This is a genomic window from Bradyrhizobium sp. 41S5 (assembly GCF_011516665.3).
In the GTDB taxonomy this organism is placed as follows: Bacteria; Pseudomonadota; Alphaproteobacteria; order Rhizobiales; family Xanthobacteraceae; genus Bradyrhizobium; species Bradyrhizobium quebecense.
On record NZ_CP083721.1, the window covers coordinates 2,225,414 to 2,249,235 of the forward strand.

Sequence of the window (23,822 nt, forward strand, 5' to 3'; positions counted from 1 at the left end):
GAGCCGATAACATCAGCGTTAAGCCGGCCCGCTCGCGCGCGCCGGATTGGCGCGGCGTCATCGCCGTTATCGTCGCCATGACCGCGATGCGGCTGGTCTATGCCCATGCGCTCGATCTGCGCACCGACGAGGCCTATTACTGGACCTGGTCGAAGGAAAACGTGCTGTCGTTCCTCGACCATCCGCCGATGGTCGCCTGGTTCATCCGTTTTGGCACAGCGATCCTCGGCGACACCAATCTCGGCGTCCGCCTCGGTGGCATCGTGGCGATGCTGGCCACCCAACTCCTGCTCGCGGACATTGTCCGCCGCGTGACATCGAACAATGTCCGTGCCGTGATGCTGGCGCTGCTGCTGCCGGAGGCGGCGCTGTATTACGGATTATTAATGGCCAAGGTCGCACCCGACACCGCGCTGATCCCGTTTTCGGTCGCGATGCTGTGGTCGCTGGTGCGGCTCGCGCAGAGCAATGACGGGCGCTGGTGGCTCGCCGCGGGGCTGTTTGCCGGGCTGTCGCTGCTGTCGAAATTCACCGCGATCATGTTCGCGCCGGCGGTGCTCGCCTTTGCGCTGGTGTCGGACTGGCGCTGGCGCTGGCTGCGCAGTCCGTATCCCTACCTCGCCGCGCTGATCGCGATCGTCGTGTTCTCGCCGGTGCTGATCTGGAATGCGGAGCATGACTGGGCCTCGTTCCGCTTCCAGGCGGTGCGCGCCACCGCCGAGCGCGATCTGACGTTCCGTACGCTCGGCGAGTTCATCGGCATGCAGTTCGGCCTGGTCGGCTTCGTGCTGCTGCCGGTGACGCTGTTCGGGACAGTGCTGACGGCATGGCGCGGTTATGTCAGGCGCGAGCCGGTCGCGATCCTGCTTGCAACCGCGGTGCTGGTGCCGTTCGCCTATTTCCTCTGGAAGTCGCTGACCTTGCGGGTCGGCGACACCTGGCCGATGTTCCTGTGGCCGGCGGGCTTTGCGGCGGTTGCCATCAACGTCACGCGGATGCCGTTCGAGGGCTGGTCGATCGGGCTCGTCAAATCGACCGTGTGCTGGGCGCGGACTGCGATCACATCGGGCATCGTCTTCGTCGTCTGCGTCTTCCTCTATTACATGTTCGCGCCGTGGAATCTGATCGGCCGCACCGATCCGATCGGCACCGAGGCAGGCTATGATGTGGTGGCTGCGCATACTCTGGCGCAGGTGCAGGCGACCGGCGCGACCTGGGTCGCGACCACGGACTATCGCACCTATGCGATGCTACGCTGGATGCTGCGCGGGCGGGTGCCGGTGATTGAGGTCAATGAGCGCGGCCGCTTCCAGGGCTTTGCCGATCCGGGCATCAGCTTGATCAGGGATCACGTCGGCATCTATGTGGGGCGCGAGCCCGAGAACAACCTGCCGCTATGGAGCGAGACATCAGCGGTGCGCCAGCCGCTGGAGCGCGTGACGCGGAGCTGGCGCGGCATGGTGATGGACACCTATGCGCTGGAGAAGATCAGCGGCTGGACACCCGATCTGTCGCCGCCGCCGGACACCACGTTCTTCCGCTGGCGCGTGCTGGCGATGCGTATTCCTTCCTTCTCCCCTTGTGAGAGAATTTCGGGAGAGCGTCTAAAAAATTACATATGTTTCTCAATGGGATAATCGAACAGCGGTTCCCGTCTGTGTCCCTGTTTGTGTACTTTTCATAAGGCCCTCAGAGTGCGCAGGGACGCGCGCTGATGCGTCCTCGCGCCGACTATACCCGAATGCGTCGAACAGCCCAGACCCGCACCACGCGCGTCCCCTGCGGGTCTGCTGACGCGATCGGGATCGAAGTCGGGACGACGCGATGCTGTGATGCCGCGCCTGTCCGTGGCGTGATGCTGACCCAACCATGCGCACTGCCCGGCAGATCGCGGCGCGAGGCTGCTGGATGCGATGACCGCGCTTGCCCGCTGTCCTGATGCCGGGTGCGCAGGACCCGGTCCCGCCCCGGCGCGCTTCCGGTAGGCTATGGACGAGCCGTCGCCTGCCGCGCGACCCGTCGCCTCTCCTATTTGAGTATCGTCAGCTTGTCTCGTTCGACCCAAACCGTGCCGTGGTCGTCAAAGTGGACGAGTGCTTTGTCTTTCTGGGTTTGCAAAACTAAACCCCACCATTCGGCGCGCGAGAAGTTGTCGAGCGTCTGATAGAGCACGCGGCGGCCCTTGGTTATCTCAGGCTTGAACATAAGCCCTTCGGGATGCTTGGTCAGGGACGACTTCAAGACCCATATTTTCTCGCCGCCATCGAAGCGCACTTGGCACCTGTATTTGCTGATGACGTATACCGTGCCGTGCTCGTTGTTCCTCTCCGCAGAGATGACGCGCTCGTATTTTTTGAACTCGATCAACGCGCGGTCCGGCGGTACCCGATCCATGAGTGTTCGCCTCCTGCCCGCCGGTAGGATGCCGTGTCGCGCGGCGTTTGCCAACCATGAGTGGGGGCTGATGCGCGACGGCTGTCGATGGTGACGCGGTGGTCCGTCGCGGCGGACAGATCAGCGGTTGTGGTCGCGAGTGCATGGCGATGCTTGATACGCTGTGGATAGCAGCAAACAGCCCGCACCCCGCCAACGAACAGGTCGACGCTGTCGCGGGCCTGAGTTTCCGGGAGGGGCGAGATGGAGTTCGAGCTTAAGGGCGCGCTGAAAAAGTATCGTCGGATGCGATCATGGCGGCGCGCTGGAACGACAATCATGGCAATCGGCGCGATCTGCGCACCGTGGCTCCTCAATCTGGATCGGACTGACACGCTGATCTGCTGGCTCGGCGCGTTCACGCTGTCGATGACCAGCGAACTCGAAATGCGATTGAAGACGATCCAGATCAGACTTGCTGGCATGAGCGATGAACTGAATGAACTTAGCCGCAGGGACCCCGATCAGGGTCCCGATGCCGATTTGATCCTCGAACTCAACGACTGGTGAAGGCTCGATATGCGATTAAGATTGGTCTTTCCAAAGAATGGGGCCGCACTGTTGCTCTTGGCTGGATTTGTCTGGTTCCCGAGAGAGGTGGTTGCTCAAGAACAAATCCCGGCGGCAAGAGAACTCATCTCTATCGCGGTGCGACCTGATTTCGATTTCACGAAACCGGGCCGCGCAAAGTTTGTTCGATTACTTTCCGCTTATTGTCGGGAAATTTTGCGCAGGCTTCCGACAAATACTCCTTCCGAAGATGCTTGGGTGGCATCCGAAGGAAAGACCAGCGACATGGCTAAGGTGCGTCGTCTAACCTCATCGCGGGAATTCAGTCGCAAGGAGTTGAAGGACACCTTTTCGGCATGCGAGCAGACAACAGACAAGTTGATCAAGCGCGATGGTTTGTCCGTCGCATATGAAGCAGCTAACCTTGTCAGCTTGGCAGTCACCTTCAATGACGATGGTGATATTGCGATCTATGCGCCGAAAGCGGAGGTGAACCCAAAAGAGCTTGGGTTCGATTTTCTCCGCACCATGCGGCGATCACTTTTGGTAGCAGCACTTAGGACACTGGAAAATAAAATAGCGCGCGTCAAACGCGCCTTGGTCCCGCTCTCCCTCTCATGCAATGCGGTCCCTGTGCGCGCCACCTGCTGCTTCCCGTTGCACCCGGTCGCCGTCATCGTCGATCGCGATGACGCTTGCGATCGTGACGTGATGCGATTGCGCGCAACGCGGAGACACGCCCCGAGATGTCTCAAGCAATGTCCCAGTGATCGCCCCGTTCGGGCGTGGGGTACTGTGAAGCTCAGCCTCCTCCGGGGGGACCGCGCGACGGCAAGATGTCAACATATTTGCAATTTTGGTTTCCCAGATTGCGTTGCGGAGGCGGCCTGCGGTTTATTTGAGCGGTGCTTCCGAAAACCCGGAAGTTTCTGCCGCCTTTTTCGGGCGCGCCGATCGCATGAGAAGCGCGATGTCGGCCTGCGAAATGGCGAAGCTGGCCGGATCGACCGGCGCGGCGAGCGGGGGTTCGATCAGCCGCCGCATGAGCCATTCGCGGAATTGTTGCCGATCGAGGCGCAGCGCCGCCTTCAGGCCCGCTTGGAAAAACCGCTCGCGCTGCTGCGGTTTGAGCCGCGCCCAGCCCTGCATCGTGGCCTCGAACAGATCAGCGCGCGGCGGCATTTCGCGAGCCCTTTGAAAAGCGTTCAGCAAATGAACCTCAAAAAACAAAAATTGCAAACATGCGAAAGGGGTGCGGTCGCGCCATTGCCCCATAGGACAATGCTCCTCGGGACAATTACATAGATCGATCGTCCGCAGTAGCAAAAGGCCGGGGACGCAACCAAAGGAGCGTCATGTGCCAATCAGCGAAAAACGCGAATTAGAAATTGAGCGGGAACTCTCTGCCATTGTGCGTGAACTCGATCGCCATCTTCCGGTGGAGAACGCAGTACCCAAGACGCCCAAGCAAACGGTTCGGCATCCGTGGGCACCCCCGCTCCTATTTGAAGAGTAAGCCGGGCCGTCGCACATACCGCTGGCCTGATCGTTGAAGACCGGCTGCAAATCCGGCAGCGGGGCATCGACGTACAGGCGCACCATGTGGCGCATGTCGACCAGTCAGGCGCTGATCTTCATCGCGGCGGTGATCGTCGCGGTCACGGTGCTGCTGTTGGCGTGAGCGCAACTCGCGGTGTCCCGGCGCTACCGCGAGTTTACTGGTCGAGGGAGGCGACATGCCAGATCGGGAGAACTCACCGGCTTTCCGGATGCTGCCCCGGAGCGCGCGGCGGGTGTTCGGTGCGATCGAGCGGGCCATCGGCAACGGCAGCAGCGCGAGCGTGAGCTACACTGACTTCAGGGCGGATCACCACATCGGACGGCAGTCCATCTCGCCATCGCTGAAGCTGCTCGACCATCTCGGCCTGATCGACATCGAGCCGGGACCGCGCCTCGTCAACGTGTTCAGGTTCTCGAACCGCTGGCGCACCTGATCGCGGCATTCTGCCCTTCGCTAAAGAGGCCGAATGGGCCACTTGCTGGCTTCGCGGTCAGCATTGCGTGGCCGGAGAGCAACAGCCATCAGAAAAGGTAAAGTTGCATTCGTCATCGTCACAATTGCGGCAATCGAGGTGACGATTGTGACTTCGCTTATTCGCAAGCTCAGTTTGTGCGTCGGGCTGTGGCGGCCCAGTATCGGGCTGTGGCGGCCCAGTAATTGTCAGCATTGCCGATTGATTGGGGCTGATATGGGGTGCGGACCACTGTCGTCCATCGGACCGCGCCGGGGCACGACGTCACCGGCACCCGCCGGCGGCAAATTTGCCTCCTCCAGATTGCTGGCGGCAATCGCGCTTTTCGCAGTATCGACAGTTTCGACACACGCCCAGACCAACTGGACCGGACGGCTCTCCTCTGAATGGTTCTCGATCGGCAACTGGTCCCCCTCCTTTCCCGGGCAGTTGACCGACGCAAACATCAATACCGTGACGCCGAATGCGACTGAGGTTGCGAGCCCGGGCGCATTAGCCCGGAACCTGACCGTCGGCGCAAACGGGACAGGAATGCTCACGATCCTGGCCGGCGGGACATTGACCAATCAGTTTGGGACGATCGGCGATCTACCTGGCGGGGTGGGCACGGTGATCGTGACCGGCGCGGGCTCCAGCTGGACGAATGTTAACGATGTGGTGGTCGGCGGCTTGGGTACGGGCACGCTTATCATTCAAGACGGCGGCTCGGCTCAGGACGGCACCACGGTGGGCACTACGGGCGGCTCGATCGGAAAGGCCGCCGGCTCGATGGGGACGGTGATAGTGACCGGCCCGGGCTCCAGCTGGATCAACGGACCAAGCGGCGGGCTCAATATCGGCAGTTTTGGCACCGGCACCCTCATGATCTCAAATGGCGGGAGCGTCATCGATATCACCCCCCTCGTCAGCAACATCGGCAACGGTGCAGGTTCGCTCGGTACCGTGACGGTGACCGGCGCGGGCTCCCTTTGGACCGACATTGCGGGGATTAATATTGGCAGGTCGGGCACCGGCACGCTCACGATCGCGGACGGCGGCAATGTCATCGCGCCTACCGTCACGATCGCGGCAAACGCCAGTGCGACTGGAACACTGAACATCGGCGCCGGTGCGGGCGCTCCGGCGGCCGCACCCGGCACGCTCACGGCGCCGAGCGTCGCATTTGGCGCTGGCACCGGTACGATCAACTTCAATCACACGTCCACCGACTACGTGTTTGCGCCCGCGATCAGCGGCGTCGGGACTGTCAATGTACTTGCGGGAACCACCACGCTCACCGCTGCCAACAGCTACGGCGGCCCGACGAACGTCAACGGGGGCACGTTGCGCGCCGGCGCGCTGAACACGTTCAGCCCAAATTCGCCCGTGGCGGTCGTGAGCGGCGGAACGCTCGATCTCAACGGCTTCAACCAGACCGTCCCCGGCGTCACCAATGCCGGCTTGGTGAACATGGGCATGGGCGCCGCCCCGGGCACGGTCTTGACGACGACCAACTACATTGGGAATGGCGGAACGATCGCGTTGAACACCTTCTTGGGGAGCGACGGTTCGCCGTCGGATAAGCTCATCATCAACGGCGGCACTGCGACCGGCAATTCGTTCTTGCGTATTACCAATGCGGGCGGTCGCGGTGCCGAGACGGTGGCGAATGGCATTCCGGTGGTGCAGGCGATCAACGGCGGCACGACGGTGCCCGGTGCCTTCGCGCTCGCCGGCGAGGTGCGCGGCGGCGCCTTCGACTACGATCTGTTCCGGGGTGGCCTCAGCGGCAGCAGTCCCAACGATTGGTTCCTCCGCTCGACCTTCACTGTCGGACCGCCGATCATTCCGCCGGTCGAGCCGACCGAGCCGCCGATCTTGCCGCCGGAACCGCCGGTGACTGGGCCGCTGCCGCCGGGTGTCTTCCCGATCATCGGGCCAGAGATCGCGACCTACGGCGTGGTCCAGCCGATCGCCCGGCAATTGGGGATGACGACGCTCGGCACCCTGCATGAGCGCATCGGCGATACTTCGCTCGCAAATGTGGGGACGCCATGCCCAGCCGATGGCGGCACACCGGACGGGATGTTCCGCAAGGCGCCGGCGAAAGCGCCGGCGGCCGATTGCCCGAACGCCGGCTGGGGGCCCTCGATTTGGGGCCGGGTCCTCGGCCAGCAGATCGACAACCATTACCGGGCGTTTGCCGATCCGCGCGCCTCCGGCCAGTTGCTGGGCTTTCAGAGCGGCATCGATCTGTGGCGTGGCGAATGGATCCCGGGCCATCGCGATGCCGCCGGCATTTATGTCGGATATGCCAATGCCAATGTCGATGTGAGCGGCCTCGTCACCAACGAGGCGGCAACCGGCTATGTGCTTCGCCACACCGGCGGCCTCAATCTCGATGCCTGGTCGGGCGGCGCTTATTGGACGCATTACGGCCCGAGCGACTGGTACCTCGACGCGGTGGCGCAGGCGACGCACTATCAAGGCGCGGCGTCTACGCAATTCGCCAGACTTGATACCTCCGGCTTCGGCGTCCTCACATCGCTGGAGACGGGCTATCCGATCCGGATGCCGCTGTTCGGGCCCGGCTTCGTGCTGGAGCCGCAGGCGCAGATCGTCTGGCAGCGTGTGTCGTTCGACGACGCCAATGACGGCTTGGGTCAGGTCGGGCTGGGCACCACGTCGGGCGCAAGCGGGCGGATCGGCCTGCGCGGCAAATGGACCATCGTCAGCGACGGCGGGCAGGTGTGGCAGCCTTATGTGCGCGCCAATCTGTGGCGTGACTGGGGGGCGCAGGCGACCACGACATATTCCGGCGTCGATCTGGTGCCGCTACTGGAACAGGCCACGCGCCTGCAACTGGGCGGTGGCCTGAGCGTGAAGGTGAACACGAATGTCAGCTTCTACGCCAATGCCGACTATCAGTTTGCCGTCGGCAACACCGACGGCGGCAGGCGCGACGGCGTCCGGGGAGCCGCCGGGGTGCGATATACGTGGTGAAATTGACTGGCGTCTGAACCTTCGCCCGACATCCGATGAAGACCTTGGCTACTCAAGGTGAAAAACCCGGAGAGCGATGCGGTCAGACGCGAGCGCGCGGAGGATTGGCGATAATCGCCCCTCGAAACGCGCTTTTCCGTTGCCGTGTCAAAGGTTTGCTGAAGCGACCTATAATTCCCCGCGCTCGCCCAGCGAGGCGGGCCGGATGTCCCCCATGCGCCAGCAAGGGAAGCATCCGGCCCTACGCGACGGCTCGCCGCCAGTGAGGCCCGTCGCCGTTTGGTCGGCGCTGCCAGTGGTTCTCGACAGCGCGATCGTCATATTGGTGGCGGCGAGGACGCTCACGGAAAGACATCCCCGCCGCCCGTGCGATGTCGGAGTGGCAGGCAACCCTCCCGACTTCGCACGATCGGTGTCACCGCCGTCCGCCGCCCGGCTGCATGATGTCGTAGGCATGCTCCGGCGACGATGGCGGCGGTGCCCCGCGCGAGACGGTGCGAAGGGCCACGCCCAACACTGCCTGTGGCGATGTCGTCGGGCGAAAATCAGTAATTTCGCCGCGCGCAGCAGCGCCCCAAATCAAGCTGCACTCGGCGCGTTCCGCAGAAAGACGGTCTGCGGCGATAGTCGCGAGCATTTCGGCGCGCTGCCGCTCGTCGAGCGCATTTTTTGGGTCGCCAATCTCACGAAAACCGGCGCTGGTTTTTTCCAAAAGCTCTTTGCCGAGCAGCCAACAGATGAGCCCAACAGCATCTTCGGCCTCGATGAAGGCGACGGCTCCCGGCTGCGCATTGTGTACCAGCCCCGACAGCCGTGTCTTAGCAAAGGTGATCGACAGCCCGTGTTCAATTGCGTTTTCCAGGTGGGGCCTGCCAGCGTCCGCGCGCCTCGCGATCAACTCTCTCGCATCGGCTTCGCCAACCGAAATCGGCCACTGCTGTGAGTTCACCCGGTGCGCGTCGGCATCAAGCTCCCTCAGCCGCAATCTTGCGTTGCTGGAACGACGAGCCCCGTTCACAAAATCCGCTGCGGCGTATGCGTCCCTGCTTTCGCAGGGACGACAGCTGTGTTTGTCGCGAGCACGACGTGGATGGCGGGCACGGCGCAAACGTGCCTTTGTCCCCCCTACGCCGCTATTCCTCTTCCTCGCGCTTGCGGATCAGGTCCTTCGCCAGATCGGTCAGCGCCGGGCGCGGCAGTGCGTTGAAGGGAAGCGGGCGGGTGACGTCGATCGCGGCGAGGCCGAGGCGGGCGGTCAACAGGCCGTTGAGCATCCCTTCGCCGAGCCGCTGCGAGAGTTTTGCCGCGATGCCGTGGCCGAGCATTTGCTGGATCAGGCTGTCGCTCGCGGCCATGCCGCCGGTGATCGCCAGATGCGCGATGACGTGACGCAGCAGGCGGATCATTCCGAGCGCGCCGGGCCGGCCGCCATAGAGCCGCGCCAGCTGCCGGATCATCCGCAAGCTCGCCACGAACACGAACAGCACGTCGATCATCGCGCGCGGGCTGACTGCGGTGACGACCGAGACGCGCTGTGCGGCCGTCGACACCAGCCGCCGCGCCTCCTCGTCGAGCGGCGTCATCAATTCACGCTCGGCGAGGCGGATCATGTCGGCGCCGTCGATGATGTCGTCGGTGTGGCTCTGCAACGCGCTGCGGGCGCGGGCGAGCTGCGGGGTCTGGTGTGCGAGCTTGAGCAGGTCGACGACAACAGCCCGGCTCGCGGCGCGGTCGTCGCTGATCAGCACTTCCGCGGCGCGCAGATGCAGCTTCTCGATGGTCGCAAGCCGCGCCAGGCCGACCAACTCGCGCGTGGTCACGACGGCCAGCGCCACCGTGGCGATGACCGCGAGCCCGAGCCCGAGGACGCCGAGGCCTTCATTGCGCGCGAACAGATCCTCGACCAGGTTGATCACGCCAAGCCCGGTGCCGAGCACCACAAGGCCCGCAACTGCGCTCCAGAACAGCGTGCCCCAGCGGAAGCCGCGGCGCGCCGGCAGCAGCGGCGTATCGACCGGCACCGGGAGCTGCGCGGGCTCGGCCTCGGGCACGATCTGGATCGTGCCGCGGCTGAGGCGGCCGCTGTCGTCGGGATCCATCACGACCACGCCGGGATCGTCGAGCTTGAACGTCGCCGGCCGCCGCGGGGGCGTCTTCTCGTTCATTGCAGTTTGTCTCCGATCAGGAACTGGAGAGCGCGGTCAAGGCGGATGTGAGGCAACGCCGGCTCCGCATCGCCGCTGCGTTCCAGCTTCGGCGGGCGGAAGCGCAGGAAACGATAATCGGCCGCGTTGGTGTCGCCGCTGGAAAGGCCGCGGAAGCCGCCGTTGAACAGCTCCTCCGGGTTGTCGGGCAGGTCGCCCGGAAAGGTCGCGACCTCCGTCTCGCCATCAAGCCGCTCGCCATTGGCGACTTCGCCCGGCGCCGGTGTGCCGAGGATCGAGGGCAGCTTGTCCCGGCCGCGCTGGACCTGCGCCTCGCGGGTGGCGCGCACCGCGGCGAGCGCGACGACGTCGATCTCGGCGCCGGCATATTCGGCGCGCTCGGCGGCCCTCGCCACGATCCGCCGCAGCACGGCTTCGAGCCGGTCGTGGCTCTGGTGATGCAGATGGTCGGCCTTGGTTGCCGCGAACAGGATGCGGTCGATGCGCGGCCGGAACAGCGCGCTCAGGATCGTGCTGCGGCCGATCCGGAAGCAGTCGAGGATGCCGGCGAGCGCGGCCTCGAGATCGTGCAGCGCCTCGGGGCCGGCATTGAATGCGGAGAGCGCATCGGCCAGCACGACCTGGCGGTCGAGCCGCGCGAAATGATCGCGGAAGAACGGCCGCACCACGACGTCCTTGTAGGCCTCGTAACGCCGCCGCATCATCGCCCACAGCGAGCCGTCGGGCGCGCCGCCGTCCACCGGCACGTCGAGCGGCGCAAAGGTCAGCGCCGGCGTGTTGGCGAGATTGCCCGGCATCAGGAAGCGGCCGGGCGGCAAGAGGCTCATCGCGAAGCGCTCGTCGCGGCAGGCGCGCAAATAATCGGTGAACAATCTTGCTTCGGTGAGTGCGGCCTGCTCGTCCTCCTTGGCCTCAGGCTTCAGCGTTGCCAGATGGGCGTGCCAGGGCGCCGCGAGCTTTGCGCGCAGCAGCTCGCGCGACAACGCGAGGCTCTCCGCAGACCATTGCTCGTAGCTCTTGTTGAGCAGCGGCAGGTCGAGCAGCCACTCGCCGGGATAGTCGACGATGTCGAGGGTCAGCGTGCGGTCCGCGCCATTTTGCCGCTGATACTCGATCACGAGGCGGAGTTCGGAGATGTCAGTGGTCGAACTCGGCCAGGTCCGCTCCTCGATCAGGGTGCGGACATGATTCTCATAGGCGAAGCGCGGCACCGCATCGTCGGGCTGCGGGGCGAGATAGGCGCGCGCGATCCGCCCCGAGGCATAGGCCTCGAACACCGGGAAGCGGCCGCCACGGGTCAGGCCGTGCACCAGCGCGGTGATGAACACGGTCTTGCCCGCCCGCGACAGGCCGGTGACGCCGAGCCGCACCGTCGGCTTGAAAAGGCCCTCGCTATAGTCGAGCAGCGCCCGCGCCGACAGACGCGCTTCCTCGACGATATCAGAGAAGCGGGGGGGCATGGAGGGTTAACGAAAGGACCCGGCAGGAGGAGCCAAAAAGGCGGGCGATCACCCGCAAGGTGGCGATTATCGGGCCAAAATCAAGCTTCACATTTCCGGCGCCTTTGCGGGCGAGGGATTGCGAGGGGAATTGAACGCGTCACACCATTCACGTTACCCATAGTCCATCGGCCCACAGGGAAGCCCTGCATGACGGTCTTTCGCCTGAAGCAAATCTCGACCTCGATCCACGCGGCCGGCGCCGCGCTGTGGAACTACGACCGTGCCGAACTGATCGCCGACGGCGTCGTCCATCTCGTCGGCGTCTGTTTCGGGCTGGTTGCCGCCACCGCGCTGATCGTGCTGACCGCGGTCTATGCCGGTCCGTTCGATATTGCGGTGGTCTCGGTCTATGTCGCGGGCCTGCTCGCGATGCTGACGCTGTCGGCGACCTATAACCTCTGGCCGGTTTCGCGCGCCAAATGGGTGCTACGGCGCTTCGATCATTCCGCGATCTATTTGTTGATCGCCGCGACCTACACGCCGTTCATCTTGGAATTGAAGGACAGCACTTTCGCGATCGCGCTGCTGGTCGGCGTGTGGTGTGTCGCGATCGTCGGGATCTGGCTGAAGCTCGCCTATCCCGGCCGCTTCGACCGGCTCGCGGTCGGGCTTTATCTTGCGATGGGCTGGAGCGGCATCATGCTCTACGACGCCGTCGTGAAGGCATTGCCGGCGAAGGCGCTCGGCTTCGTGCTGGCGGGCGGGATTCTCTACAGCATCGGGGTGATCTTCCACTCCTGGCGGCGGCTGCGCTTCCAGAACGCGATCTGGCACGGCTTCGTGCTGCTCGGGGCCGTCTGTCATTATACGGCGGTGTTCGACGTGGTGCTGGCGAGCTGAAGTTCTCGCCATCCGCGGCGGATGGGTTATCATAAGCCCGTAGGCCCGTCCTGCTCTCTCCCGTCACCCCCGCGCAACGGCTTTGCCGTTGTCGCTGGAGGAGCGCGGCACGCGCGTCTCGAAGGGTCGACGCCACCAGCCGGGCCGGCATCCTTCGAGACGCGCTCCGCGCTCCTCAGGATGACGGGATAGATAGATGGGTGAGCAACGTGACAGCGTTCAAGCAAATATATCGGGAGGATAGCCATGCAGGTGGCAGGTAAAGTCGTGGTGGTCACCGGCGGTGGCAACGGCATCGGCAGGGCGCTGTGCGAGGCGTTCCACGCGGCGGGCGCATCCAAGGTCGTGGTGGTCGACCTCGATCATGCGGCGGCCGAGCAGGTCGCGGCGTCGGTCGGCGGCGCCGCGTTCAAATGCGATGTCGGGCAGGAGAAGAACATCCTGCACGTGATCGACGAGACCGAGCGCATGTTCGGCCCGATTGCGCTGTTCTGCTCCAACGCCGGCATCGGCGGCGGCTTCGATCCACTGTCGAAAAATGCCGGCGGCACCTCGGACGAGCCGTGGTCGCGAAGCTGGGCGATCCATGTGATGGCGCATGTCTATGCCGCGCGGCATCTGGTGCCGCGCATGAAGGCGCGCGGCGGCGGTTACTTCCTCAACACGATCTCGGCCGCGGGCCTGTTGTCGCAGGTCGGCAGCCCGGCCTATTCGACCACCAAGCACGCCGCGGTCGGCTTTGCCGAAAACCTCGCGATCTCGCACCGCGCCGACAACATCAAGGTCTCGATCCTCTGCCCGCAGGGCGTCGACACCAACATGCTGCGCTCGATCCCGAAGGGGCCGCAATCCGGCGACGGCGATCTCTCCGCCGAGCAGGTCGCGCAGGATGCGCTCAAGGGCATCGAGCAGGAGACGTTCCTGATCCTGCCGCACCCGCAGGTGCTCGGCTACATGCGCAAGAAGACCGAGAACTACGACCGCTGGATCGGCGGCATGGCCAAGATCCAGGCCAAGATGCGGGAAGCGCAGGGGAAGTGAGACCTGTAGCCCGGATGAAGCGAAGCGTAATCCGGGTCACACCTTGCCGAGTTGCGCGATCCGGTCGCGCAGATACGTGTCCATCAGATCGGGCGCGGACGCGCCGAACATCCTGATGCGGCCGGTGTGCAGCAACAGCAGCAGGCCGGTCGCGTGGGCGAAGCAGTCCACCATCACGGTGTTTGCCTTCTGCCTGGACGCGCCGAGCGCCTCGGCGGCTTCGGCGATCGGATGCAGCGCGGCTTCCAGCGCGGCGTTCAGTTCGTGGTCGCGATCATGGCCGAGCCCGGCCGGCTTCATGCCGCCGCGGAACAGATAGAAGCCGAGATCGAGGTCGCGCGGATGATCCGCGTAATAGCGGAAGAAGCCCATGCCGGCGGCGTGCAGCCTCTGTCTGGCGCCGCGCGTCGTCGCAACCGCCGCGCTGACGGCTTCGCCGAGCGAGGCCAGCGATTGGCGCAGCACCTCGGCATAGATCGCCTCCTTGGAATCGAAGTGGAAATACAGCGCCGCCGGGGTGTAGCCAGCCCGCGTCGCGATCGCCCGCAGGCTCGCGCCCTCGAGGCCTTCCTCGGCGAACACGCTACGCGCCGCATCGAGGATCAGCTCTCGCTTATGGCGGCTGACCGCTTCCTTCCTGCTCTCGCGCATCTGCATCGGCGACTCGGTTCTTGACTCAATTCTTACAGCGTCAGATAATCTAACAATGTTAAAATAAATGAGCAAGGGAGAAGCGTCATGCTGATGACGGCCGCGGACTACCTGGAATCCCTGCGCCGCTACAAGCCCAGGGTGTTCGTCAATGGCGAGGCGATAGCGAGCGTCGCCGACGAGCCGTTGCTGGCGCCGGGCGTGGCGGGTGTCGGCGTGACCTACGATTTCGCCCATCGCGCCGAGCACGCGCCGATCATGACGGCGCGGCAGGGCAGTTCGGGCAAGACCGTCAACCGGATGCTCCACATCAATGAGAGCTCGCAGGACCTGCTCTACAAGCTCGAGGCGGTGCGGCTGGTGTGCAGGACGTCGGGCTGCGCCCAGCGCTACCTCACCCACGATGCCCTGAACGGCCTCTATCAGGCGACGAAGCTGACCGACGATCGCCACGGCACGGACTACAGCCAGCGCTTCCGCACTTATCTGCACGAGGTGCAGGACCAGGACCTGACGCTCGGCATCGCCATGACCGATGCGAAGGGCGACCGCTCCAAGCGTCCGGGCCTGCAGTCCAATCCGGACGTCTATGTCCACATCAAGGAGCGCCGCCCCGACGGCATCGTGATCCGCGGTACCAAGGCGATCGTGACCGGCGCGCCCTACATGCACGAATTCCTGGTCATGCCCTGCCGCACCCATGTGCCCGATGACAGGGATTTCGCGGTCTGTTGCGCCGTGCCCGTCGATGCGCCCGGCGTCACCATCGTCGCGCGCCCGGCGGGCCGGCCCGGCGATGCATCGGCGAAATTTTCGGCGAAGTATGGCCAGTCGGTCGGCGTCGTGATGTTCGACAACGTGTTCGTGCCGCATGACCGTGTCTTCCTCGCCGGCGAGACCGAGGAGGGCGGCTTCCTCACCACGTCCTACGCCACGCATCACCGTCATTCCTGCATCGGCGCGCGTGCCGGCTTCGGCGATCTGCTGATCGGCGCCAGCGCGCTGATGATCGAAGCCAACGGGCTCGATGCCGAGAAGCACGCCCATATCCGCGAAGCGATGGTCGAGCTGATCACCATCACCGAGAGCTTCTATGCCTGCGGCGTCGCGTCCTCGGTCTATTGCACGAAGGATCCGGCCGGCTCGGTGATGCCGGATGCGGTATTCTCCAACATCGGCAAGCTGCTGCTGGCAACCAAGATCTACGACATGCATCGCGTCGCACATTACGTCTCCGGCGGGCTGATCGTTGCGCTGCCGGGTCCCGACGAGGACCACAATCCGGAGACGCGAGCCTCGCTCGCCGCTGTCATGGGCGGGCGGCCCGATATTCCGGCCGAGCAGCGCGCCGAGGTGGCGCGGCTGATCGAGGACCTCACGGTGTCGCACGAAGCGGGTTGGTATTCCGTGATCTCGCTGCACGGCGGCGGTTCGCCGGAGGCGATGAAGCGCGAGATCTGGCGCAACTATCCGGTCATGGAGAAGGCCGAGCTGGTCGAGAATTTGCTCGGCCGCGGCCTTGTCGACGAAGGACAGCGGGTGTCGAAGCAGCCCGGCCGCTGCTGCGCCACCGGCTGCGAGGTGCCGGCGCCGTCAGCGGCGGCGTTGGAGCAGGAGCCAGTGCCTTCGTAGTAAGAGCCGTGAGTAGATACAACCGTCATTGCGAGGAGCGACAGCGACGAAGCGATCCATATTTCCGCTTGCTGGAAGCTGGATTGCTTCGCTTCGCTCGCAATGACGTGACCCTACTTCACCCCTTCTGCGTGTAGAGCAGCGGCACTGCGGAATCCACCATCACCTCGATCAGGCTGGCGCCCTGATGCGAGAGGGCGCGCTTGTAGGCGCCCGGAAGCTCGGCCGATTTCGTCACCCGCACCGCATCGCAGCCCATGCCTTCGGCGAGCTTGACGAAATCGATGCCGGGCAGGTCGAGGCCCGGCACGTTGCGCACCTGCATCACCTGGCTGAACGATCGCATCGCGCCGTAGCCGGAATTGTTCATCACGACGACCGTCAGCGGCAGCTTGCGTTGCGCGGCGGTCCACAGCGCCTGGATCGAATACATCGCCGAGCCGTCGCCGATCAGGCAGACCGTGCGCCCCGTGCTGCGGCCGAGCGCCATGCCGACCGCGGCCGGCAGGCTGTAGCCGAGGCCGCCGCTCGCCATGGTGTAGAAACTGTCCTGGCCGCGCATCGGCATCGCCTTCTGCATCAGCGGGCGATGCGACGGCACCTCCTCGACCAGCGCGTCCTGCGGTCCCATCGCGGCCGAGAGCGCATGCAGCGCGTATTCGGCGGGGATCGGGTCGCCGGCCGCGGGCGCCGGCGGCAGGATGCGGCCCGGCGATGCGGTGCGCCTGCTCTCGGGCAGCATCTCGAGCAGCGCCGTCAGCGCCGGCTTCATGGTGGCGACGATACTGTGGCCCGTGGGCGTCATCGCGGCGGCATCGGGATCGTCGGTGATCTGGAAGATCGTGGTCGTGCCGTCGAAGATCGCGGCATGGCCCTCGACATGGAAGGTGAAAACCGGCGCGCCGACCACGACGACGAGATCGTGATCGCGCAAGGCATCGGAGAGCTGGCCCGGTGCGGCATGCAGGAAGCCGGCAAATTGCGGGTGCCGCTCTGGGAACGAGCAGCGCGCCGAGAACGGGCTGGCCCAGACCGCGGCCTTGGTCTTCTCGGCGACCTTCACCATGAGATCGACGGCTTGCGCGCGATCGACAGCGGGGCCGACGACGAGGGCGGGGCGCTTGGCCTCACCGAGCGCGGCCACCAGCGCCTGCATCGCGGCCGCATCAGGGCCGACCTCGCGGCTGACCTGGCGCGCGTCGAGCGGCTGCGTCGCATGCGCCCAGTCGTCGATCGGCACCGAGACGAAGGTCGGCCCGCAGGGCGGCTGCATCGCGACATAATAGGCGCGTGCGATCGCCGCCGGCACGTCCTCGGCGCGCGCCGGCTCGACCGCAAATTTCACGTAAGGCCGCGGGAATTCGGAGGCGCGCTCGGCATAGAGGAACGCCTGCAGCGGCATGATGGAGCGCGCCTGCTGGCCAGCGGTGATCACGAGCGGGGTCTGGTTGCGATAGGCGTTGTAGATGTTGCCGAGCGCGTTGCCGACGCCCGCCGCCGAATGCAAATTGACGAAACCGGCATTGCGCGTCGCCAGTGCGTAGCCGTCGGCCATGCCGACCACGGAGGCTTCCTGCAGGCCGAGCACGTAGTCGATGTCGTCGGGCCAGTCGCTCAGGAACGGCAGCTCGGTCGAGCCGGGATTGCCGAATACCTTCTTGATGCCCCACGCGCGCAGGAGGCCGAAGGTGGCGTCCTTGACGGTGACGGTCTTGCCCTTGCTGGCGGCGGGTTTGCGGGACGACATCGGGCGGTTCCCATTGCTGTCTTGTTACGTTCCGTCATTGCCTGGAGCAAAAGCGGAAAGGCAATCCACCTCTCGATGGATTGCCTGACGATGTCAAGCCGCTGCCCCATAGTTGCCGCGGCAACGGCTGAAAATTGCCAGGGCGCCTATCCCGTCATCCTGAGGAGCGCGCTCTTGCGCGCGTCTCGAAGGATCGACGGCCAACGGCCGGGCCGTCGATCCTTCGAGACGCCGCTTCGCGGCTCCTCAGGATGACGGGACGACATTTCGCAGTGGCTGCTAATTGGCCTTCTGCAGCGCAGCGGTCTGCTTGGCGAGCTGCTTGTCGAAATCCTGCTCCAGCCCCGCCACATAGCTGGCGTTTTCGCCCGGTTTGACGAACGGGTTCGGCGCGCCGTCCTTCATCTCCGCGCGCTTGGCCTGCATGTCGTAGACTTCCGGATGCGGTCCGAGCAGCACGTCGACCTTCATCGCCTTGACCTTGGCGAAGGTCGAGCGGTAGTCGTCGACGATGCCGGGATAGGTCGGGCGGCCGACCAGCCGGTTCAGCGCCACCGTTCCGCTGCAGAAGAACAGCACGTTGCGCTGCCGGTTGCCGTCTTTCACTGTCATCTCCCAGCTGGTGCAGCCGGGCGAATGGCCGGGTGTCGTGTGTGCAGTCAGCGTCACGTCGCCGAGCGTCACCTTGTCGCCTTCCTTGACGATGCGGTCGACCTTGACCGGCGTAAAGGCAAGATCGGCGTTGTTCTCGTCGCCCGGATAGTAGCCGCCCTCTAGCAGGGGCTTGTCGCGCTCGCCGGCGATCAGCTGCGCGCCGGTCTCCTGCTTGATCTCGGCAAAGCCGCCGGTGTGGTCGAGATGGGCGTGGGTGTTGAGGATATATTTGATGTCGGCGACCTTGAAGCCGAGCTTGGCGATGTTGTCCTTGATCATGCCGGTCGACTGCTGCATCGCCGTGTCCATCAGGATCAGCCCTTGCGACGTCTTGATGATATAGACCGCGATCCCTTCAGTGCCCACGTAGTAGATATTGTCGACCAGCTGGAACGGTTCGAACGGTGCGGTCCATTTCTTCATGACAACAGCCATGAAATCCTTGAGCGTCTGTGCCTGCGCCCCGGTTGTGATCAGCGCGAGCGCGCACAGCGCGGCTGCGATCGTCCTCATGGTTGCCTCCCCATTTGTTGTTGTTTGTGCACGGAGGCGCACTATGCGTGCCGGCAACGCCGATCGCAAGCCGCGGACAGTAAGCAGCCGGACATGCCACCGCCTGTCCGGCGCATGCCTGTTCCGCGCTCAGCTCGCGTATTGTGCGATGCCGTTGCCGAACGACCAGTTTTCCTTGGCGACCTCGACCAGGTTGATGAAGATATCGTCCGGTCGTCCCTGCAACTGGCTCTGGAAATCATCCACGATCCGCTTGTAGAACGCCTTCTTCATCTCGACCGTACGCCCGGCATTCAGCGTGACCTGGATGAAGATGAGATCGTCGCTGTAGGTATTGCCGAGATAGTTTTCGGCATAATTCAGGTCGCCGCGATCGTGCTCGGTGATGACCTGAAACTTGTCGTTCTCGGGCACGTTGATCACCTCTCGCATTGCCTTGTAGACGATCTCGCCCAGGGTCTTGCGATATTCGGCGGACTTGCCGCGCTTCAGATCGATACGAACGAATGGCATGGTGGTCTCCGTTTGTTATGCGGGGCTCGGCCGGATCGGGCCCGTGTGATCGAGACGCTGCGACGGTGCGAATGCTCTCGCGTCGTCCGCTTGCGCCGGCGGCGTCGGGTGTTTCGGCGGGGCGCCTTGAAGGCCTCCCATCGCGCTCTCTTTGATATTTGTCGCTGGCGTCGTCGCTGATGCCGGATCAGACCATCTGACGCAGCAGGCCGATCAGGCGGCCGCATTCATCGTCCGTGCCGACCGTGATGCGCAGGAAATCCTCGATCCGCGGCTTCTGGAAATGCCGCACCAGGACGCCGCGCTCGCGCAGCTTCGCGGCGAGATCCGCGCCGCGATGGTCGCCGTGGCGGGCGAACAAGAAATTCGCATGCGACGGCAGCACTTCGAAGCCCAATTCGGTGAGGCCGCGGGCGAGCGCCTCGCGGCTCCTGATGATGCGTTGCCGGGTCTCCTCAAACCATGCGTCGTCCTCGATCGAGGCGACTGCACCCGCGATCGCGAAGCAATCCAGCGGATAGGAGTTGAAGCTGTCCTTGACGCGCTCCAGCGCCTCGATCAGCGGGCGCTGGCCGATGGCGAAGCCGACCCGCAATCCCGCCAGCGCGCGCGACTTCGAGAGCGTCTGGATCACGAGCAGATTGTCGTGGCGCGCGACCAGCGGCACGGCGCTTTCGGCGCCGAAGTCGACATAGGCCTCGTCGACCACCACCAGCCGGTCGGGATGCTCGGTGACCAGCGCCTCGATCGCGGCGCGCGGCAGCGCGATGCCGGTCGGTGCGTTGGGATTGCACAGCAGGATGGCGCTGCCCGGCCGCCGGTAGTCCGCAAGCTGTATCCGCATCGCGGAATCGAGCGGGACTGTCTCGTAGCCGACGCCATACAGGCGGCAATAGACCGGGTAGAAGCTGTAGGTAATGTCGGGGAATAGGAGCGGCGCGTCGTGCTTCAAAAGCGCCGGAAAGGCGTGGGCCAGCACCTCGTCCGAGCCGTTGCCGACGAACACTTCGTCAGACGTGACGCCGTAGCGCGCCGCGATTGCCTCGCGCAGGGCGGTTGCGCGCGGATCCGGATAGAGCCGCAGGCGATCCGTGGTCGCGGTGATCGCCGCGATCGCGCGCGGCGACGGCGGGTAGGGATTCTCGTTGGTATTGAGCTTGATGAGGCCGTCGATCTTCGGCTGCTCGCCGGGCACGTATGGCGACAGATTGTGGACGATGGGACTCCAGAAGCGGCTCATGATCTGCGATCCAGGGATGAATGCGATCACCATAGGGAATACGAGGCGCCGATGAAAGCGCCTCTTTATTCCCAAGCATTCTGATGTGGGTCGCGCTTGCGAGCTACCAGCTCGCCGTGCCCTTCATGGTCGGCTGGCCCTCGGCGTTCGCGGTCCACAGCTCCATGCCGCTGTCGTTCGCGTTGGCGTTGATCGAGAACTCGCTGCCCTCGAACAGCGGCTGCACGCCGCGATAGGTGAGCTTCTTCGGCGGCTTGCCGCCGCGCAGCTTGGCGGCGAATTCGACGATGAAGGAGGCCTGCAGCGGGCCGTGGAAGATCAGGCCCGGATAGCCCTCGACCTTGGTGACGTAGTCGCGATCGTAGTGGATGCGGTGGCCGTTGAAGGTCAGCGCCGAGTAACGAAACAGCAGCACCGGATCGGAGACGTGGCTCTCGCGATGCTGCGCGGCCGGGGGAGGCGGCGGCGCCTTGGCGGACGCTGCGGCGGCGGCGGGCGTGCTCGTCATCTCGCGATAGACGATGTCCTGCCGCTCGCGCACTGCAAGCCCGCGCGAGGTCGTCACCTCGTGATGGACCGAGACGAAGCACAGCGTGCCGGTCGAGCCTGATTTCACCGTGACGTCGGCGATGCGCGAGGTCCGCTTGGCGTCGTCGCCGATGCGCAACGCGTCGAAGAATTCGAGCTCGCCGCCGGCCCACATCCGGCGCGGCAGCGGCACCGGCGGCAGGAAGCCGCCGCGGGTCGGGTGGCCGTCCTGGCTCAATTGCGACATCGGAAACACCGGCTGCGCCAGGCACCAATGCGTGGTCCACGGCGCGGCGTCGCCGGCCTTCGGCTCGCCGATCTTCTGGAACAGCGTCGCGCGCAGTCCCATCACGAGATATTTGGTGACGACGTCGGAGGCCTCCTGGGAGCGGCCGATCCACTGGCGGAGATGATCGAGGTCGAGTTTATCGGTCATGATTGTGTTGCCCGGTCAGGAGGGATCTCAGGATCGTTTGGTGCGCTCGCCGATTGCGGGCACCTTGCCGTAGTGCCTGTCCTCGCCGACGACGACCGCGGCCGGTGCCGGATAGCTGACCTTGCCGTTCGGCGTGTCGACCTCGATGCGGCGAAGATGCGGATGCTTGGCAAGGTCGTCCATGCTGTTGACCTCGGCGAATGCGATGTCGGCCTCGGCGAGCTTCGCCAGCAAGTCTTCGCGCGTGAGCTTGCCGAAGCTGTCGCTGACGATCCCATCGGTCAACGCGCGGTTGCGCACGCGCTCGACCATGTTGGCAAAGCGCGGATCGTCGGGCAGGCCGGGCTGGCCCAGCACCTTGGCGCACAGCGTCTTCCACTCGCGCTCGCTCTGGATCGAGATCAGGATCTCCTTGCCGTCCTTCGAGCGGAACACGCCGTAAGGTGCGATCGAAGGATGGGCGAGGCCGATCCGCTTCGGCGACTTGCCGTCCTCGGCATTGAGCAGCGGCACGGTGAGCCAGTCGGCCATCACGTCGAACATCGAGATGCGGATATCGGCGCCCTGGCCGGTGCGGCCGCGGCCGATCAGCGCCTCGAGGATCGAAGCATGCGCGGTAGCACCGGTCGCGACATCGACGATCGACATGCCGACTCGCGAGGCGCCCTCGGGGCCTCCGGTGATCGAGGCGAGGCCGCTTTCGGCCTGGATCAAGAGATCATAGGCCTTGCGATCGGCGTACGGACCGGTGTCGCCGTATCCCGTGATGGTGCACATGATCAGCTTGGGATAGTCCTTGCGCAGCCGCTCGCGCGAGAAGCCGAGCTTGTCCATCGAGCCCGGCTTGAGGTTCTGCAGCAGCACGTCGGCGCCCGCGATTAGCTCCTCGAGCTGCGCGCGGCCCTCCTTGGTGGCGAGATCGACCACGGCGGAATCCTTACCGCGGTTGAGCCAGACGAAATAGCTGCTCTGGCCCTTTGCCGCGGCGTCGTAGCCGCGGGCGAAATCGCCCTCAGGGCGCTCGATCTTGATGACATGAGCGCCGGCATCGGCCAGGCGTGACGAGCAGAACGGCGCGGCGACCGCCTGTTCGACGGCGATGACGGTCAATCCCTCAAGCGGCAGCATGATCGAGAAACTCAGTAGGAGCGGGGCATGCCGAGCACGTGCTCGGCGACGAACGATAGGATCAGGTTGGTCGAGATCGGCGCCACCTGGTAGAGCCGGGTCTCGCGGAACTTGCGCTCGACGTCGTATTCCTCGGCGAAGCCGAAGCCGCCATGGGTCTGCACGCAGGCGTTGGCCGCTTCCCAGGAGGCGTCCGCCGCCAGCATCTTGGCCATGTTGGCTTCCGCGCCGCAATCGAGCCCGGCCTCGTATTTGCGGGTCGCTTCCTTCACCATCAATTCGGCCGCGCGCATCGAGGCATAGGCCTTCGCGATCGGGAACTGGATGCCCTGGTTCTGGCCGATCGGCCGGCCGAACACGCTACGCTCCTTGGCGTAGTTGCTGGCCTTGGCGATGAACCACTTGGCGTCGCCGACGCACTCGGCGGCGATCAGGATGCGCTCGGCGTTCATGCCGGAGAGGATATAGCGGAAACCCTTGCCTTCCTCGCCGATCAGGTTCTCGGCCGGCACCTTCATGTCGGTGAAGAACACTTCGGTCGTGGCGTGGTTCATCATGGTGCGGATAGGGCGGATCTCCAGCCCGTTGCCCTTGACCTCGCGCATGTCGACGATGAACACCGAGAGGCCGTCTGTGCGCTTCTTCGACTGCTCCTTCGGCGTGGTGCGCGCGAGCAGGATCATCAGGTCGGAATATTCGGCGCGGCTGGTCCAGATCTTCTGGCCGTTGACGACGTAGTGGTCACCCTCGCGGCGCGCGAAAGTCTTCAGCGACGAGGTATCGGTGCCGCTGGTCGGCTCGGTGACGCCGAACGCCTGCAGCCGCAATTCGCCGGTCGCGACCTTCGGCAGATATTTCGCCTTCTGCGCGTCGTTGCCGTGCCGCAGCACGGTGCCCATCGTGTACATCTGGGCGTGGCAGCCGCCGCCGTTGCAGCCGGCGCGCTGGATCTCTTCCAGGATCGCCGCCGCCGCCGACAGCTTCAGGCCCGCGCCGCCATATTCCTCGGGGATCAGCACCGAGAGATAGCCGGCTTCCGTCAGCGCATCGACGAACTCCTTCGGATAGGCCATCTGGCGATCGAGCTTGCGCCAGTATTCGCCGGGAAACTGCGCGCAGAGTTTTGCGACGGCGTCGCGGATGTCGGTGTGGTCGTCGGTGTGCTGATCGTGTGCGGTCATGATTTCGTTTTGCCGAGAGGTTGCGCCGGAGCGTTGTCGAGCGAAGCGGAAACCGGTTCGCGTGAGGAAAACGCCCGCTGTTGTGGGGTCCCG

At 64.7% G+C, this 23,822-nt stretch carries 21 protein-coding genes; 8 read left to right on the forward strand and 13 right to left on the reverse strand.

Annotation, left to right across the window (positions count from 1 at the left end; all coding sequences use genetic code 11):
• Positions 1-77: 77 nt before the first annotated feature.
• On the forward strand, positions 78-1,637 hold the full coding sequence (locus HAP47_RS10490) for a glycosyltransferase family 39 protein (protein WP_231168964.1): 1,560 nt from the start codon (positions 78-80) through the stop codon (positions 1,635-1,637).
• 391 nt (positions 1,638-2,028) lie between these two features.
• Here HAP47_RS10490 and HAP47_RS10495 read toward each other — a convergent pair whose 3' ends face one another.
• The gene (locus HAP47_RS10495) at positions 2,029-2,394 is read right to left on the reverse strand and encodes a hypothetical protein (protein ID WP_173638309.1); all 366 of its coding nucleotides are present in this window, start codon (positions 2,392-2,394) and stop codon (positions 2,029-2,031) included.
• Positions 2,395-2,712: 318 nt separating this feature from the next.
• On the opposite strand from HAP47_RS10495, the gene HAP47_RS10500 reads away from it, so the two are divergent.
• Positions 2,713-2,943 (forward strand): hypothetical protein, encoded by a 231-nt coding sequence (locus HAP47_RS10500; RefSeq protein WP_173638308.1) that lies wholly within the window; start codon positions 2,713-2,715, stop codon positions 2,941-2,943.
• Between the two features lie 894 nt (positions 2,944-3,837).
• On the opposite strand, the gene HAP47_RS10505 is transcribed toward HAP47_RS10500, so the two are convergent.
• A complete protein-coding gene (locus HAP47_RS10505) occupies positions 3,838-4,218 on the reverse strand; it encodes a hypothetical protein (protein WP_173638307.1) in 381 nt (126 codons plus the stop codon).
• A gap of 274 nt (positions 4,219-4,492) precedes the next feature.
• Here HAP47_RS10505 and HAP47_RS41300 point away from each other — a divergent pair, with 274 nt between their 5' ends.
• From HAP47_RS41300 to HAP47_RS10515, 3 genes are read left to right on the forward strand one after another with little or no spacing between them, the layout of a single operon-like run.
• On the forward strand, positions 4,493-4,624 hold the full coding sequence (locus HAP47_RS41300; RefSeq protein ID WP_256460111.1) for a hypothetical protein: 132 nt from the start codon (positions 4,493-4,495) through the stop codon (positions 4,622-4,624).
• Positions 4,625-4,679: 55 nt separating this feature from the next.
• Positions 4,680-4,937: a hypothetical protein gene (locus HAP47_RS10510; RefSeq protein WP_173638306.1), complete on the forward strand. Its 258-nt coding sequence runs from the start codon at positions 4,680-4,682 to the stop codon at positions 4,935-4,937.
• A 33-nt stretch (positions 4,938-4,970) separates the two neighbouring features.
• Positions 4,971-7,958, forward strand: a complete 2,988-nt coding sequence (locus HAP47_RS10515; RefSeq protein WP_231168830.1) for an autotransporter family protein — start codon at positions 4,971-4,973, stop codon at positions 7,956-7,958.
• Positions 7,959-8,373: 415 nt separating this feature from the next.
• Here HAP47_RS10515 and HAP47_RS10520 read toward each other — a convergent pair whose 3' ends face one another.
• The 3 genes from HAP47_RS10520 to HAP47_RS10530 all read right to left on the reverse strand — a co-directional run bounded on the left by HAP47_RS10520 (position 8,374) and on the right by HAP47_RS10530 (position 11,583).
• On the reverse strand, positions 8,374-8,943 hold the full coding sequence (locus HAP47_RS10520; protein WP_173638305.1) for a hypothetical protein: 570 nt from the start codon (positions 8,941-8,943) through the stop codon (positions 8,374-8,376).
• Between the two features lie 148 nt (positions 8,944-9,091).
• A complete protein-coding gene (locus HAP47_RS10525; RefSeq protein ID WP_173638304.1) occupies positions 9,092-10,123 on the reverse strand; it encodes a YcjF family protein in 1,032 nt (343 codons plus the stop codon).
• Positions 10,120-11,583 (reverse strand): YcjX family protein, encoded by a 1,464-nt coding sequence (locus HAP47_RS10530; RefSeq protein WP_173638303.1) that lies wholly within the window; start codon positions 11,581-11,583, stop codon positions 10,120-10,122. Before HAP47_RS10530 ends, HAP47_RS10525 begins: the two co-directional genes overlap by 4 nt.
• A gap of 189 nt (positions 11,584-11,772) precedes the next feature.
• Here HAP47_RS10530 and trhA point away from each other — a divergent pair, with 189 nt between their 5' ends.
• A complete protein-coding gene (gene trhA / locus HAP47_RS10535; RefSeq protein WP_173638302.1) occupies positions 11,773-12,465 on the forward strand; it encodes a PAQR family membrane homeostasis protein TrhA in 693 nt (230 codons plus the stop codon).
• A gap of 246 nt (positions 12,466-12,711) precedes the next feature.
• Positions 12,712-13,506, forward strand: coding sequence for an SDR family oxidoreductase (locus HAP47_RS10540; RefSeq protein WP_173638301.1), 795 nt, complete (start codon positions 12,712-12,714; stop codon positions 13,504-13,506).
• Between the two features lie 36 nt (positions 13,507-13,542).
• Here HAP47_RS10540 and HAP47_RS10545 read toward each other — a convergent pair whose 3' ends face one another.
• Positions 13,543-14,163, reverse strand: a complete 621-nt coding sequence (locus HAP47_RS10545) for a TetR/AcrR family transcriptional regulator (protein WP_173638300.1) — start codon at positions 14,161-14,163, stop codon at positions 13,543-13,545.
• Between the two features lie 81 nt (positions 14,164-14,244).
• Between HAP47_RS10545 and HAP47_RS10550 the strand changes: the two genes are divergently transcribed.
• Positions 14,245-15,789 (forward strand): 4-hydroxyphenylacetate 3-hydroxylase family protein, encoded by a 1,545-nt coding sequence (locus HAP47_RS10550; RefSeq protein WP_173638299.1) that lies wholly within the window; start codon positions 14,245-14,247, stop codon positions 15,787-15,789.
• 118 nt (positions 15,790-15,907) lie between these two features.
• Here HAP47_RS10550 and mdlC read toward each other — a convergent pair whose 3' ends face one another.
• From mdlC to HAP47_RS10585, 7 genes are all read right to left on the reverse strand, one after another.
• Positions 15,908-17,536 carry a benzoylformate decarboxylase gene (gene mdlC / locus HAP47_RS10555; protein ID WP_173638298.1) on the reverse strand — a complete coding sequence of 543 codons (1,629 nt, stop codon included), beginning with the start codon at positions 17,534-17,536 and terminating at the stop codon, positions 15,908-15,910.
• 279 nt (positions 17,537-17,815) lie between these two features.
• Positions 17,816-18,703, reverse strand: coding sequence for a BJP family subclass B3 metallo-beta-lactamase (blaBJP, locus tag HAP47_RS10560; protein WP_173638297.1), 888 nt, complete (start codon positions 18,701-18,703; stop codon positions 17,816-17,818).
• A 129-nt stretch (positions 18,704-18,832) separates the two neighbouring features.
• On the reverse strand, positions 18,833-19,216 hold the full coding sequence (locus tag HAP47_RS10565; RefSeq protein WP_173638296.1) for a tautomerase family protein: 384 nt from the start codon (positions 19,214-19,216) through the stop codon (positions 18,833-18,835).
• A 187-nt stretch (positions 19,217-19,403) separates the two neighbouring features.
• The gene (gene hisC / locus HAP47_RS10570; RefSeq protein WP_173638295.1) at positions 19,404-20,456 is read right to left on the reverse strand and encodes a histidinol-phosphate transaminase; all 1,053 of its coding nucleotides are present in this window, start codon (positions 20,454-20,456) and stop codon (positions 19,404-19,406) included.
• Positions 20,457-20,559: 103 nt separating this feature from the next.
• A complete protein-coding gene (locus HAP47_RS10575; RefSeq protein ID WP_173638294.1) occupies positions 20,560-21,420 on the reverse strand; it encodes an FAS1-like dehydratase domain-containing protein in 861 nt (286 codons plus the stop codon).
• Positions 21,421-21,447: 27 nt separating this feature from the next.
• Complete coding sequence (locus tag HAP47_RS10580) at positions 21,448-22,548, reverse strand: CaiB/BaiF CoA transferase family protein (RefSeq protein WP_173638293.1); 1,101 nt, start codon at positions 22,546-22,548, stop codon at positions 21,448-21,450.
• A gap of 11 nt (positions 22,549-22,559) precedes the next feature.
• Positions 22,560-23,729: an acyl-CoA dehydrogenase family protein gene (locus tag HAP47_RS10585; RefSeq protein ID WP_173638292.1), complete on the reverse strand. Its 1,170-nt coding sequence runs from the start codon at positions 23,727-23,729 to the stop codon at positions 22,560-22,562.
• Positions 23,730-23,822: the final 93 nt, after the last annotated feature.